The sequence below is a fragment of the Pseudomonas sp. IT-P253 genome (genome assembly GCF_949768125.1).
Taxonomy (GTDB): Bacteria; Pseudomonadota; Gammaproteobacteria; order Pseudomonadales; family Pseudomonadaceae; genus Aquipseudomonas.
On the sequence record NZ_CATKPT010000033.1, the window covers coordinates 231222 to 245677 of the forward strand.

The following is a 14456-nucleotide window of genomic DNA, read 5'->3' on the forward strand; positions in this document are numbered from 1 at the left end:
ATGGCCAGACATGTGGATGACTGGCCAATAATCGTAAAAGAGGGAATGTGATGTCTTGGGATCTAATTGGCCTGTTAGCGCTCGTCGCATTTTGCGCCGGATTTTTTGATGCGATTGCAGGTGGTGGCGGACTGATAACCTTGCCTGCACTGTTTTTGGCCGGAGTAGACCCCATCAGTGCGATTGCAACGAACAAGTTCCAGGCCGCTTCGGCCACTATTTCCGCAACGATAACCTTTGCTTGCAAAGGCATGATCGAGTGGCGCGAAGGCCGCTTCCTGGTTATTTGTGGATTTATTGGCGGCGCCAGTGGTGCCTTGCTGGTCAGCTCTATTGATAAGCGCTATCTGGAAGTTTGCGTGCCTATCATGCTGATTCTGGTGGCCATCTATTTTGCGTTCTCGCCAAAGCTGGCCAATGAAGATCGACGCAAGAGAATCGGCATTCTGCTTTTTTCGTTTACCGTGGCGCCGATCCTGGGCTTTTACGACGGTATATTTGGCCCCGGTGTGGGCTCTTTCTTCATTGTCGGGTTCGTACTTCTCTGCGGTTTGGGCATGATGCGGGCCATGAGCTTTACCAAACTTGCCAACGCTTCATGCAACCTGGGCTCTCTGGCTGTCTTCATGACCAAAGGTGTGATTGTCTGGCCGATTGCCCTAGCCATGGCTTTGTCAGCCTTCATCGGTGCTCAATTGGGTGCACGAGCCGCTGTTCGGGTCGGCCCACGGTTGATTAAACCCATGTTGATCGTGGTCTGCTGCGCCTTGGCCATCAAGCTGCTAAGCGTAGAAACCAATCCTTTACGCGTTGCGGTCATGCATTCATTAGCTTCGTTATGATCACAGATCTCCTGAATAAGTAGCCTGCAACCCTCAGTTATCACTGTTCCAGTGAAAAACCAGATTACGAGGGGTGCCGCTTCCGACGTCCGTAGTGTCACGCCGCTCCTGACCATTGCGCGTCGCGATAACGACATACTTGCCGGGAGGTAGTTGAACGTAAACCAACGGTCCAGCCTGACTCAACGTCAGTACCGTCTGCCCTGGTGCTTTCTGAATGAGCAGATCCACATCGGGAATGTATTTGTTCTCCGCTCCGATGGAGAAGGTCATGTGCAGGTTGTAGCCGGTGGTTTGCTGGATGGCTTTCGACTCATCCTCACCGATACCGCCGGACAGGTAATTGATCCCGTTTTGCTCTTGTCGCTGGACTTGCACACCGGCATTGTCGACGGGCTCAAGGCTGGCAGCCAGCGACATGACCGGGATCATCAACAGGCCAATGGCCGCGATAGGCAGAAGGAATGCACGAATGTGTTTCATAAGAGTGACTCCCGGGCTCCCAAAAAGCCCACTGATTACCCTATTTATGATTTCCCTGCGTACGACCAGTTTTAGATTGATTTGACCTTGGGTTCACTTCGAATTGGACTACACCCGACAAGCATCCCCCGCCGAAAATAAAAATCGCGACCGGCGCCCACAAAAAAACCGCTTCCTGCGGTTTTTTTGGTCGTGCGTTTTGGAAGTTATTAATCAGAGGCGTATTGAGCATTGCTCCAGTGAATGTTCAGCTCATGGGCATGACCGTTTCCGACTTCAACAGTGCTGCGCCGCACTTCCCCGTTACGCGTGGTGACCACCGTATATTTACCAGCGGGAAGCTGTACATAGACCAGAGGACCGGCCTGATCCAGAGTAAAGACGGTATGGCCTTGCGGGCTCTGAATGACCACGTTCGCATCGGGCAGGTATTCATTTGCCTGGCCGACAGAGAAGCTCATGTGCAGGTTGTATCCATGGGTCTGTTGAATATACCGCGACTCATCCAGACCGATGCCTCCTGACAGGTAGCTAATTCCATTCTGCTGTTCTTGCTGAATCTGCACACCAGCAGTGTCGACAGGTCCCGCAGGCGTCGCAGAGTGAGCCATGGCAGGAAACATCAACACACCGACAGCAGCGATGGGCAACATGAATGAATGGATATATTTCATGATGACGACTCCCGGATTCCGAAGAATCCAATCGTTACACTTTTTAGATTTCTGGCCGCGTTCACAAGTTTTAGATTGATTCGAACCCAAGAAAGCCGGGAATAGGACTGGGGGTTGTATTCCTCAATTGTTCATAAGCCGCGCGAAGAACTATGGTTGGTAGCTACCCGCAAAGGTCCAAAACCAATGAATTTGCAGGACATGCCTATACGGGCACCGGCTCAATTTGAGTTAACGCCGCCTACTTGCAGTGGTCCCTTCAGAGAACCCGCTTCCGACGGCTTTCTCATCGGCGGTTACACCTGGCAGCACGCCGATCAGGACACATCCCGCCCGGTAGTCATCATCAACGCCGCCACCTCCGTGCGCTGCCGTCACTACTCGCGCTTCGCCGAATACCTGTTCACCAACGGCTTCAACGTGATCACCTATGACTACCGCGGCATCGGCGAATCGCGACCCGCCTCGTTGAAAGGACTCGACGCCTCTTGGTCTGACTGGGGCGCGCTGGATTTCGAGGCGATGCTCAAGCGCGCTCAGCGTGAGTTTCCGGGTCAGCCTATCGACGTCGTCGGCCATAGCTTTGGAGGCTGCGCAGCGGGGCTGGGAGCGTCCGGGCATCTGATCCGGCGTCTGGTGACCGTTGGGGCGCAATTCGCTTACTGGCGCGATTACGCGCCCGCGCATCGCTGGCGGATGTTTGGCAAATGGCACCTGGTGATGCCCTTGGTGACGATGCTTTGCGGATACTTCCCCGGAAAGCGCCTGGGCTGGCTGGAAGACACGCCAGCCGGCGTGGTCCGCGACTGGAGCACGTCCACCGCACGGTACGAGAAACGCCCCAGCGGTCGTCTGATCCACGCAAGAGACGGCCGACTGCCCTTCGCCAACGTCACCGCGAAAACCCTGGCCATCAGCATCAGCGACGATCCCTACGGCACGATTGCCGCCATCGAGCGCCTGCTCGACTACTTCACCGACGGCACCCACACTCACCTGCGCATCGCCCCCGAAGACATCGGCAAAGAAGAAGTCGGACATTTCGCCTTTTTTCGTAGCGCATACCAAGCCACACTATGGCCCATTGCATTGTCCTGGCTGCAAACCGGCGACCTGGGCCCCGACACCCCCGGGCGGCGACTGCCACGCAACTGATCGACCTGCCCACTCAACGAGATATGGAACGACGCCCATGGCCTCCGCCAACAAGCAGAACAAACGCGCCACCCGCGCCAAAACCAAAGCCAAGCAGAACCGCACCCAACGGGCTGCCGCGCCGGTCGAGCTGGATCCGAACGACGATCGCATAGACTTTGAATCGGTGGACCTGACCGACATGTTCAAAGAAATGATCGACGCGCAAAAGATCAGCCAACAAGCCATGTGCACGGCCTTTCTTGAACACCCGCTGATCGCGCTGGTGCTGGAGCAGGAAGGCGCAGAGACGGCGACAGACTTCATCATCGCCGCGCTGATCGAATATCGCCAATGGTCCACCGAAGTGGACGAAGCCGGCGCCTTGGCCTGGATCGAATCCCCAACCTTTCAGGTTGATTACGTGGCGGCCTCCGAAGCCATCGCGGCCCAAAACCAACAGAAACCGAACTGAGTCCTCATGGCATCCCTGAACAAGCAACAGAAACGCGCCAAACGCGCCAAGATCAAAGCCAGACAAATCAACATCCACGGCAGAAAGCCCGCCCCACTGGACGATGACCTGGGCGACATCGGCGAGCCGATCCCGGAATACACCCTGGCGATGTTCAGCAAAATGCGCGACGCGGAAGCCATCAGCCGCAACGACATGCTGCTGACCCTGCTGTCGGACCTCGCCGCAATCATCAGCGACCGTCCAGAATTGCTGGACATGGAAAACGCCGACAACGAAGCCATGGCCGCCACCCACCTTGCCGCCGACATGCTGATCGACTACCGCATGTGGACCGACGGCATGGACCGCGACACGGCTCAGGCCTGGCTGACCGATCCGCAGTTCATCACCGACTTCGGCGATGCACTGGACAGCTATCGTCAGTCGCTGGACGCGCAGGAAGAAAAGGGCGAGTAAACACCCATAACAGGCGGACGCAGGCTTCGGCAGCTACAAGGTGTGCGCTGTTGCTTAATTGACCGGCATCAGCCAGTAAGAAACAAAAACGGCCGCTTGTCATCACTGACAGCGGCCGTTTTGCGTTACGCGGTATGAATCAGTTCAGTACCACTGCGCCACGCTTTTCCAGCTGGCGACGGCGAGCCACAAACAAGCCGGCAGCCACCACCAACACGCTCAGCAGACCGGTCGCGAGGATCTCCACGCGATGGGCTTCCTGGAACAGCATGATGGTCAGTGCGCCAACGATGAAGATGATCACCGCGTAGGTCAGGCCTGGGAACAGCCACATGCTGAAGGCGATTTTTTCACCGCGAGCCATACGCTGTTTGCGCATGCGCAATTGCGAAATCGCGATCACCAGGTACACCAGCAACGCGATGGCGCCAGAGCTGGCCAGCAGGAATTCGAACACCGCAGCCGGGGCCACGTAGTTGGCGAATACCGCGAGGAAGGCAGCTGCGGTAGACAGCATCACGGCCCAATACGGCGTGCCGCTGCTGTTGGTGCGCTGGGAAACGGCCGGCGCATCACCGCGCTTGCCCAGGGAGAACATCATGCGCGAAGCGGTGTACAACGCCGAGTTCAGGCAGCTTGTTACCGCAACCAGAACAACGATGTCGACGATCAGCTTGGCATTCGGGATGCCCATGCGTTCCAGCACAGTCTGGTAGGAACCGACGCTAGCCAGGATCGGGTCATTCCATGGCACCAAGGCCACAACGATGAAGATCGATACGAGGTAGAACAAGCCAATCCGCCAGATGACCGAGTTGGTCGCCTTGGAGATTTGCTGGCCAGGGTTCTTCGATTCCGCGGCCGCGATGGTCACGATCTCGGTGCCCATGAAGGAAAACATGGTGGTCAGAATCGCGCCCAGTACAGCGCCCATGCCGTTTGGCAGGAAGCCTTGCGTGTCAAACAGGTGCGAAACACCGCTGACCTGGCTGCTCGGCAGGAAGCCGAAGATCGCCAAAACGCCAAGACCAATGAAACCAATGATCGCCACGACTTTGACCAGGGCGAACCAGAACTCGAACTCACCGTAGTTCTTCACACTGAACAGGTTGGTTATTGTCAGCAGCAAAGTGATGATCAACGTGAAGGCCCAGATCGCCACATTCGGGAACCAGGCATGCAGGATGGTCGCGGCGGCGTTGGCTTCCAGCGGGATGACCAGCACCCAGAACCACCAGTACAACCAACCGATGGTGAAACCGGCCCAGTGACCGATCGCGCGATCGGCGTACGTCGAGAAGGAGCCTGTGTCTGGCGACGCGACGGCCATCTCGCCGAGCATGCGCATAACCAGTACTACCAGAGCACCGGCGGCGGCGTAGGCCAACAGCACGGCTGGACCGGCTGCGGCAATGGCGTGACCCGAGCCGACGAACAGGCCGGCGCCAATAACACCGGCAATCGACAACATCGTCACATGACGCGGTTTGAGCCCCTGTTCGAGGCCATTAGAGCTTTGGGTACTGCTCATTGAAACTACCTTTGTAAGGGAAAGCGATTACGTCCATCCCGCTTGGCGTTCCTTCTCGTAAAAAGAAACCAACGGGGCGTTCTGGATTCTGTACGCAATAATTGCGCCAAAATGTTGCAAAACCTTCTACCTCGGGGCTCTCGTCCTGACCGGACGGTCATCGCAAGTCATTGAGATTAATGGCAATTCGCCAGAACGTTACCCTGCGACCCACTTTCGGGAACAAAATAGCGCACCGGAAACACACTTAAAAAACGCTCGGCGCACAATAAAGGTGCGGTTCAGCAACGTTTGTCCGGTTAGTGCTTCCAACACCCCGCCAAAGCTGGCAACATCGCGCCTTTTTTTGCGACAGCCACCGCGCTTTTTATTAACAGGCAGGATTCCAAACGGCTGTTCGGTTGATAGCAGCGCGACAGTCTTCTGTACCGATGCGACAACCTGCCACGCACTGCCGGTTTACTGCCCGTGGTGCTGTTGGCTGCCATTGGGACGCATGCTAGGTTGGCCGCCTTGCCAGAAAGGCCCGCCAACAGCAGGAGCGCAACACACTATGAGGAACGCACATGGCTGAGGCCACGCCCGCGCTTGAAATTCGCAACTTGCACAAACGCTACGGACAGCTTGAGGTGCTCAAAGGCATCTCGCTGACCGCCCGCGACGGCGATGTGATCTCGATCCTGGGTTCCTCGGGTTCCGGCAAGTCCACGTTTCTACGCTGCATCAACTTGCTGGAAAACCCGCATCAGGGTCAAATTCTGGTGGCCGGCGAAGAACTCAAGCTCAAGGCTTCCAAAAACGGCGAACTGGTCGCTGCCGATGGAAAGCAGATCAATCGCCTGCGCAGCGAAATTGGTTTTGTGTTTCAAAACTTTAATCTGTGGCCGCACATGAGCGTGCTCGACAACATCATCGAAGCCCCGCGTCGCGTGCTCGGCCAAAGCAAGGCCGAGGCCATCGAAGTCGCGGAAGCCTTGCTGGCCAAGGTTGGCATTGCCGACAAACGCCACGCCTACCCCGCAGAACTGTCCGGCGGCCAGCAACAACGTGCGGCCATTGCCCGCACGCTGGCGATGCAGCCCAAGGTGATCCTGTTCGACGAACCCACCTCGGCCCTTGACCCGGAAATGGTCCAGGAAGTACTTAATGTCATTCGCGCATTGGCCGAGGAAGGCCGCACCATGCTGCTGGTTACCCATGAAATGGGCTTCGCCCGCCAGGTGTCCAGCGAAGTGGTGTTCCTCCACCAGGGCCTGGTAGAAGAGCAAGGATCGCCACAGCAGGTGTTCGAAAACCCGCTTTCGGCACGCTGCAAACAATTCATGTCCAGCAACCGCTAACGGAGCTACCCGCATGCAGAACTACAAAAAAATCTTCCTGGCGGCTGCCATCACCCTGGCGTTCAGCGCTGGTGTCGCCGCCGAGACCTTGAAGATGGGCATCGAAGCGGCCTACCCGCCGTTCAATAACAAAGATGCCAGTGGCAATGTCGTCGGCTTCGACAAAGAAATCGGCGACGCCCTGTGCGCCAAGATGAAAGTCGAGTGCACCGTGGTCACGTCCGACTGGGACGGCATCATCCCGGCCCTGAACGCCAAGAAATTCGACTTCCTGATCTCCTCGATGTCGATCACCGACGAGCGCAAGCAAGCGGTCGACTTCACCGACCCGTACTACTCCAACAAACTGCAATTCATCGCCAAGAAAGATGTCGACTTCAAAACCGACAAGGCCTCCCTGCAAGGCAAAGTGATCGGCGCACAACGTGCGACCCTCGCCGGCACCTGGATGGAAGACCACATGGAAGGCGTTGAAGTCAAACTCTACGACACCCAGGAAAACGCCTACCTCGACCTGACGTCGGGGCGTCTGGACGGCATTCTGGCCGACAAGTACGTCAACTACGAATGGCTGAAAAGCGACGCCGGCCGCCCTTACGAGTTCAAAGGCGATCCGGTGGAAGAAAGCGACAAGATCGGTATCGCTGTGCGTAAAGGCGACGCGATCCGCGAGAAGCTGAACGCCGCACTGAAAGAAATCGTCTCTGACGGCACCTACAAGAAGATCAACGACAAGTACTTCCCGTTCAGCATCTATTGATTCTGACCTGCCAGACCAGCGCCGTTCTCTGACGGCGCCAGTCCCTGGCATTGCCTGCCGCGATTTGAAAAGAAATCCATGACTATCGATCTCTACGGATTCGGCCCGGCGCTCGCCGCTGGCGCGCTGATGACTGTGAAACTGGCACTCTCGGCCCTGTGCCTTGGGCTGGTGCTCGGTCTGCTCGGCGCCTTGGCCAAGACTTCCCCGTACAAGCCGCTGCAATGGCTTGGCGGCACTTATTCGACACTGGTTCGTGGCATCCCGGAATTGCTCTGGGTGCTGTTGATCTACTTCGGCACGGTCAACCTGATGCGCGCCTTGGGTGAGTTTTTCGGCAACCCCGATCTTGAACTCAATGCCTTTGCCGCCGGCGTGATCGCTCTGGGCCTGTGCTTCGGCGCCTACGCCACGGAAGTATTCCGCGGCGCGATCCTGGCCATCCCCAAAGGTCATCGTGAAGCCGGCGTGGCGCTTGGCCTGTCGAAATTCCGCATATTCACCCGGTTGATCATGCCGCAGATGTGGCGCATCGCCCTGCCGGGCCTGGGTAACCTGTTCATGATCCTGATGAAAGACACCGCGCTGGTGTCGGTCATCGGCCTGGAAGAAATCATGCGTCACGCGCAGATCGGCGTGACCGTGTCCAAGCAACCGTTCACCTTCTATATGGTGGCCGCGTTCATGTACCTGGGCCTGACAATTCTCGCCATGACCGGCATGCACTTTATGGAAAGACGCGCCGGTCGCGGTTTCGCGAGTAGCACCCAATGAACTGGGAAATCATCATCAAGTGGCTGCCAAAACTGGCACAAGGCGCGACGCTGACCCTGGAACTGGTGGCCATCGCCGTGGTTGCCGGGTTGCTGCTGGCGATTCCGCTAGGCATCGCGCGCTCTTCGCGACTCTGGTACGTGCGGGCAGTGCCCTACGGCTACATTTTCTTTTTCCGTGGCACGCCGTTGCTGGTTCAGCTGTTCCTGGTCTATTACGGCCTGGCGCAGTTCGATGCAATCCGTAACAGCTCAATGTGGCCGTACCTGCGCGATCCATTCTGGTGCGCCACTGCGACCATGACCTTGCACACTGCGGCGTACATTGCCGAGATCCTGCGCGGTTCGATTCAGGCGATTCCAAAGGGTGAAATCGAAGCCGCCCGAGCGCTGGGCATGTCCCGCGCCAAAGCCATGTTCTACATCATCCTGCCGCGTGCCGCGCGCATCGGCCTGCCGGCCTACAGCAACGAAGTGATCCTGATGCTCAAGGCCAGCGCCCTGGCCAGCACCGTGACCCTGCTGGAACTGACCGGCATGGCCCGTACCATCATTGCCCGGACCTACCTGCCAGTAGAGATATTCTTCGCGGCGGGAATGTTCTATCTGCTGATGGCTTACGTTCTGGTACGCGGCTTCAAGCTGCTGGAGCGCTGGCTGCGCGTCGATGCTTGCCAAGGGCGTTAACCCTCACGTGCTGACGGGCGAGGACTTACTCTCCCGTTTCACGGCGCTGGATGCTTTTCTGATCGAGCATCAAGCGCTGTGGAAGCCTCGACCGTTTACACATCTGCGACTTCCCTGGGAAGCGTCCTACCCGGAGCTGGCGTTATGGCTACGGGAGCGGTCGCTGGAAGACGCGGAAAACAGCCACAACCAACCTTGTTTACTGGAGGCGCCGGAGCCGTTTGCTTCATTGGCGGCGTTATCACTTGAGTTGGGAGCGGTGGGAGAGTTACCGGCTGATGATTTGGAGGCCGCTGGCCATCGGCTGAATGTCGATGTACCGGGGCGTAAATGGCAGCAGATCGAAGCGTTCTCCAGCCGTTTAAAGTTTGCCGACACGCCGACACATTGGCTGGACTGGTGCTCGGGAAAGGGTCATCTGGGGCGACGCTTGCTGCAAACAGGTCAGCGGCTCACTTGCCTGGAACACGACCCGGCGCTGGTTGCCAGCGGTCAGGCACTCAGCCAGCGTCATCACAGGCATGCCCTGCATGTCGAACAAGATGTGCTCGCGGCGAATGCGGCCTCTTTGTTAAATGCCGATCACACGCCCGTAGCGCTGCACGCCTGTGGTGATCTGCACGTGCGATTAATCCAGCTCGCCAGCGCGGCAGGCTGTAAACAATTGGCCATCGCGCCCTGCTGCTATAACCGGATCAGTCTGAGTGAGTATCGACCGATTTCCTCGGTTGCCTGTCGCTCCGACCTACGCCTGTCACTCGACGATCTCGCACTACCGATGAGCGAAACCGTCACTGCCGGCGCCCGCGTCCGACGTCAGCGCGACACCTCGATGGCCCGGCGCCTGGCGTTCGACCTGCTGCAACGACAACTTCGCGGCGTGGATCAATACCTGCCAACCCCTTCCCTGCCCAGCGCCTGGCTGGACAAACCCTTCGCCGATTATTGCCACCATTTGGCCGCACTCAAAGAGTTATCCACAATCGGCCCGCAAGACTGGTCAGCCCTCGAAATCGCTGGCTGGCAGCGACTGGCCGATGTGCGAAACCTGGAGCTTTTGCGTGGCCTTTTCCGACGCCCGCTGGAACTTTGGCTGGTACTCGACCGCGCACTTTTCCTCGCCGAACAAGGTTACGTCGTTCGTCTTGGCACCTTCTGCGAAACCCCGCTCACGCCACGTAATTTCCTACTCCTGGCCGAGCGTCCCTAAACAGGCACAGCCTGTGGATAACTCTGTTGATGAAATTATCGTGGATCCAATAACTACGCCTGTTTCGGGGCTAAAACACCAGTGTTCATTTTTCGTACACACGCATAAAAAACCCGAAAAACAGGCATTTGCGAACAAATTGAGAACGGCGTCACAATTGCGCCCTTGACTGTGATGCCGCAGGTTTGCGTTGTGCATAAGCATTAAGCCAAAAGAACATAAACGACCTCGTAAACCTCAACTATCTTTGCCAAGCGTCAGAATTCTCTAATGTCAGGACAGCAAGGAGCAGGGAAAACATGAGCACATTGAACAGTGCGCAGGAAGCCGTCGATACCGTCGCCAACCAAGCCATTTACGCTGCACTGCAGCAAACCTTCGCGGTGGGTGGCGCCATCATCAACAACGCAACGGGCGAGGTCATCGCCGCGCTACACAACAACGTGCTGATGCCTTTCCCCGGCAGCGGAACCACTTACTTTCTCCCCCATGACCCGACCGCCCACGGCGAGCGACAGTTGGTGGACTGGTACTACGAAAAGGCCGCGTCACTTAATCTGCCGCCACCCAATCAACTGACCATCGTCACCACGCTGGACCCTTGCGCCATGTGCGCCGGTTCGCTGCTGACCGCAGGATTTAACGTCGCCGTCAGTGCGATTGATGACTACGCGGGCATCAACTACAACAGCCAGTTCAACTTTCCGTCGCTGCCACCGCTGATCCGCCAACAGGCGCAAGCTACGTGGGGTTATTACGCGATTGCAGCGCCGGTCAGCCGGGCTTATCAAGGCTCGACCCGTCCTGTGTTCGGCGGTCAGACCATCGACTCCGCGGCGTACTTCCTCTGCAGCTCGATCTTCTCCGCCAGCGTCAACACCGTGCGCGAGGCCAGCAACAACAGCGGTCTGCCACCGGATCAACTGAAAAACCCGGCCACCCTGCCAGCCAACAGCAAAGTGCGCCAGGCACTGACCGCGCTCAGCCCGTTTGCCCTGACCGTACAATCGGCCAACCCGCGTGACCCCGGCGCAGAACTCGCCCCGCCGCTGCTGAAAACCGCGCAGCAAAGCACGGTATTCAATTCGGTGGCGCTGATCGATCCGTTCGGCAACCTGCTGGTGTGTCTGGGCGGTGTCGAGAACCAGTCGCCGATTCGTACAGCGTTCATGGAAACCACCCGCAACTACGCGGTCATGCGCTGGACCCTGATGAACGACCCCGACCCGGCAGTTCGCCTACAGGCCGAGCAATACCTGACACATCCGAAGTACGGCACCTTCGTCTTCCTCTATGCACCCGACCCCACCACGCCACAGGCCGTGATGACCTTCGGCGCCTACGGCTCGACCATGGAAGGCCCTGTGCCACAGAGCTATCCGTCCAACCTGCAATACGTGCTGTTGCCGGGCAACACCACCGCCCAAGCGTTATCGACACTGGCCCAGAACCTCCCGCCGTTCTACACCCAAAGCGTACAAGTAGCGCCCGCACAGGTGCTCAGTCAGGACTTGATCAACGCCGTCAAAAACAGCCTGTAGGGCGGTAAACAATCGCAGGAACCAGCCCCGCGCATGGGTCCGCGAGGCTGGCTTGAGCCCTGCGCAAAAATAGTCTGAATTCAGGGGTTTACAGAACCAATCCAATCGCTATAATCGTCGCCCAACACGCCGGTATAGCTCAGTTGGTAGAGCAACTGACTTGTAATCAGTAGGTCCCGGGTTCGACTCCTGGTGCCGGCACCATACAAGGTTCCAGAGAAGGCTTTCAAAATCTCTGGAACCCCCGAAAAACCCGCCTTCTGGCGGGTTTTTTCGTTTTGGCGTTCCAACGGTTTCCGTCAGAAACTGGTGGATTCCAACCGTTTTAAGGGTAGAGTTTGGGATACAGGTCACTTCGATAAAAGGGAGTACCCTTATGTCGCGCACCACAGCTCCGCTCTCCGACGCAGCTTGCCGCTTGGCAAAACCTACAGACCGCGCCTACAAGCTTTTCGACGGCGATGGCCTCTACCTCCTAGTCCAACCCAATGGCCGCAAAGGCTGGCGGCTCCGTTACGTCAAACCTGACGGACGGGAAGGACTGACCTCGTTCGGCAACTATCCCGTCATTGGCCTCGCCGACGCGCGCCGCAAGCGCTTGGAGGTCAAGCGAATGCTGGCGGATGGCATTGATCCCATAGAGACCAAGCACCAAGCCAAGGCGGAAGCTGTGATCAAAGGCAGAACCTTTGAAAGCGTTGCGCTGGACTGGCACACGGAAATGTCGGCCAAGTGGGCACCAGGCCACTCAAAGACTGTGATGAGCCGCCTCAAAACCCACGTGTTCCCGCTGATCGGCGCCCGCGCCATTATCGACCTCGACACCCATGACCTCATGCAGCCCTTGGAAGCGATCAAGAAGCGCGGAACGATTGACGTTGCTTTAAGGGTACAAAACTACCTGCAGAGCATCATGCGCGAGGCAAAGCGCCTCCGGCTTATCACCATAAACCCTGCTTACGATCTCGAAGGCTCGATCAAAGCCCCGCGGGTGGTACATCGCCCCGCTCTACCTTTATCGCGACTGCCGGAACTGCAGGAGCGGATCGACACCTATAAAGGCCGGGCACTTACCCGTCTGACGGTGATGCTGTCGCTGCATGTGTTTGTACGATCCAGCGAGCTACGTTTCGCACGCTGGAGCGAGTTCGACCTCAAGCGCGGCACCTGGGAGATACCGGACACTCGACCCGCGTTGGAGGGAGTACCCTTTTCCACAAGGGGTACGAAGATGGCAGGGGATATCCATTTAGTACCCTTATCGCCGCAAGCAGTGGCGCTACTCGAAAAAATCCATGCACTCACAGGCAAATTCGCATTGGTCTTCGCAGGGGATGCCAAACCCTGGAAGCCCATGTCCGAAAATACGGTGAACAACGCGCTTCGGACGATGGGGTACGACACCAAAACCGAGATCTGCGGGCATGGATTTCGTTCGATGGCCTGCAGCGCACTGATTGAGTCAGGATTGTGGTCGGAGACAGCCATTGAACGGCAGATGAGCCACAAGGAGCGCAACAACGTCCGCGCCGCTTACATCCACAAGGCCGAGTTCATCGAGGAGCGCAGGCTGATCATGAACTGGTGGAGCCGGTACCTGGAGGCCAACCGGCAGGAGCATGTCACTCCACACGAATTCGCGAACCAGACCGGACCGAACGTCACTCGCTTAAAAGCAAAACGTGGCGCAACTGAGTAAGCGCTCGGTCTTTATATCTCAGTGATCCGCTTGTCCACGCGGGTCCATCCAAACAGGGCTGCAAAGCCGCCCTGCTTGGATGGACCTCACTTAAAAAATCTAAAGCCCACACAACTGTCTGTGGAAAACCACTGATTTCCACCGGTGGATAATTTCATCCACAGCCGCAGAACTCCCGAAAATTGGAGTCTTGACCCGAATTATCCACAGGCGTAGAAAAGATCGGGCAAAGCGCTGTCGCCGACAGCAACCCAGGTAGCCAGAACCTTTAAGGCTACGCCACACGGTGGTGGTTCTCCCAAAGTGCGATTAGCGTCCGGCGGCTCGCACGGTCACAGCGATGTGATGGATGCCTACTTTTACCAGTGTGCCCACTGCGGCAACTCCTCCTCTTTCATAGCTGCCCTGCAGCAACCTATCCGCTTGGCCATTCCCGTGCGCCAACCTGCGCCCGTCTCTTTCTCCCGGAAAGAGACGGGCGCTCCTACCGCTGCTGCAGCCCAACTCGTACAAGGCTTTGCGGCATTCCCCCTCGTGACAATCGGCGTGACAAACACCGAAGTCGCCAGCAACAGCTATGCAGATGATGGTGCCGCAGCCCAAGGAATGGACTGCACCTGACTGACAGTCAGGCATGCCCCGGTCATCGCATCACTGCCTTCACCCGACTCAGGATCTCGTGGCGCCGGTCTCGTCAGCCAGTGCAGCCTCCACCCGCCCGCTTCTTCGGAAGTGTTCAGGAGGCCAGATCATGAGATGCCCAAGCTCCCGGCCGTAAGGAGCCGTCAGTCCCGCGTTAGTGGACAACCCTCACAGGTCGCAGGGGCCTTGATCCCTGATAACACTCA

14 protein-coding genes and 1 tRNA gene are annotated in these 14456 nt (G+C 57.5%); 12 read left to right on the plus strand and 3 right to left on the minus strand.

Going from position 1 to position 14456, the window contains the following annotated elements:
• The first annotated feature begins 50 nt into the window (after positions 1 to 50).
• Positions 51 to 842 carry a TSUP family transporter gene (locus ACM6IR_RS18320; RefSeq protein ID WP_414908995.1) on the plus strand — a complete coding sequence of 264 codons (792 nt, stop codon included), beginning with the start codon at positions 51 to 53 and terminating at the stop codon, positions 840 to 842.
• Positions 843 to 875: 33 nt separating this feature from the next.
• Here ACM6IR_RS18320 and ACM6IR_RS18325 read toward each other — a convergent pair whose 3' ends face one another.
• Together ACM6IR_RS18325 and ACM6IR_RS18330 are read right to left on the minus strand one after the other, a co-directional pair.
• Positions 876 to 1325 carry a carboxypeptidase regulatory-like domain-containing protein gene (locus ACM6IR_RS18325; RefSeq protein ID WP_414908996.1) on the minus strand — a complete coding sequence of 150 codons (450 nt, stop codon included), beginning with the start codon at positions 1323 to 1325 and terminating at the stop codon, positions 876 to 878.
• Between the two features lie 209 nt (positions 1326 to 1534).
• Entirely contained in the window at positions 1535 to 1999 is a 465-nt protein-coding gene (locus ACM6IR_RS18330) for a carboxypeptidase regulatory-like domain-containing protein (protein ID WP_414908997.1), read from the minus strand.
• 186 nt (positions 2000 to 2185) lie between these two features.
• On the opposite strand from ACM6IR_RS18330, the gene ACM6IR_RS18335 reads away from it, so the two are divergent.
• From ACM6IR_RS18335 to ACM6IR_RS18345, 3 genes are read left to right on the plus strand one after another with little or no spacing between them, the layout of a single operon-like run.
• Positions 2186 to 3154, plus strand: a complete 969-nt coding sequence (locus ACM6IR_RS18335; RefSeq protein ID WP_414908998.1) for an alpha/beta fold hydrolase — start codon at positions 2186 to 2188, stop codon at positions 3152 to 3154.
• Between the two features lie 37 nt (positions 3155 to 3191).
• Entirely contained in the window at positions 3192 to 3608 is a 417-nt protein-coding gene (locus tag ACM6IR_RS18340; RefSeq protein WP_414908999.1) for a hypothetical protein, read from the plus strand.
• A gap of 6 nt (positions 3609 to 3614) precedes the next feature.
• Positions 3615 to 4067, plus strand: a complete 453-nt coding sequence (locus ACM6IR_RS18345; RefSeq protein ID WP_414909000.1) for a hypothetical protein — start codon at positions 3615 to 3617, stop codon at positions 4065 to 4067.
• Positions 4068 to 4206: 139 nt separating this feature from the next.
• On the opposite strand, the gene gabP is transcribed toward ACM6IR_RS18345, so the two are convergent.
• Positions 4207 to 5598: a GABA permease gene (gabP, locus tag ACM6IR_RS18350; protein WP_414909001.1), complete on the minus strand. Its 1392-nt coding sequence runs from the start codon at positions 5596 to 5598 to the stop codon at positions 4207 to 4209.
• Positions 5599 to 6164: 566 nt separating this feature from the next.
• Here gabP and ACM6IR_RS18355 point away from each other — a divergent pair.
• The 8 genes from ACM6IR_RS18355 (at position 6165) to ACM6IR_RS18390 (ending at position 13608) form a co-directional block, all read left to right on the plus strand.
• Positions 6165 to 6938 (plus strand): ABC transporter ATP-binding protein, encoded by a 774-nt coding sequence (locus tag ACM6IR_RS18355; protein WP_201115358.1) that lies wholly within the window; start codon positions 6165 to 6167, stop codon positions 6936 to 6938.
• A gap of 13 nt (positions 6939 to 6951) precedes the next feature.
• Positions 6952 to 7698, plus strand: coding sequence for an ABC transporter substrate-binding protein (locus tag ACM6IR_RS18360; RefSeq protein WP_414909002.1), 747 nt, complete (start codon positions 6952 to 6954; stop codon positions 7696 to 7698).
• Between the two features lie 78 nt (positions 7699 to 7776).
• Positions 7777 to 8472: an ABC transporter permease gene (locus ACM6IR_RS18365; RefSeq protein WP_414909003.1), complete on the plus strand. Its 696-nt coding sequence runs from the start codon at positions 7777 to 7779 to the stop codon at positions 8470 to 8472.
• Positions 8469 to 9158 (plus strand): ABC transporter permease, encoded by a 690-nt coding sequence (locus ACM6IR_RS18370; protein ID WP_414909004.1) that lies wholly within the window; start codon positions 8469 to 8471, stop codon positions 9156 to 9158. The genes ACM6IR_RS18365 and ACM6IR_RS18370 overlap by 4 nt, the downstream gene beginning before the upstream one ends.
• Positions 9139 to 10368, plus strand: a complete 1230-nt coding sequence (locus ACM6IR_RS18375) for a methyltransferase (RefSeq protein ID WP_414909005.1) — start codon at positions 9139 to 9141, stop codon at positions 10366 to 10368. Before ACM6IR_RS18370 ends, ACM6IR_RS18375 begins: the two co-directional genes overlap by 20 nt.
• Positions 10369 to 10667: 299 nt before the next feature.
• Entirely contained in the window at positions 10668 to 11909 is a 1242-nt protein-coding gene (locus tag ACM6IR_RS18380) for a nucleoside deaminase (protein WP_414909006.1), read from the plus strand.
• Between the two features lie 128 nt (positions 11910 to 12037).
• A tRNA-Thr gene (locus ACM6IR_RS18385) sits at positions 12038 to 12113 on the plus strand.
• A gap of 172 nt (positions 12114 to 12285) precedes the next feature.
• A complete protein-coding gene (locus ACM6IR_RS18390; protein ID WP_414909007.1) occupies positions 12286 to 13608 on the plus strand; it encodes a tyrosine-type recombinase/integrase in 1323 nt (440 codons plus the stop codon).
• Positions 13609 to 14456 lie beyond the last annotated feature (848 nt).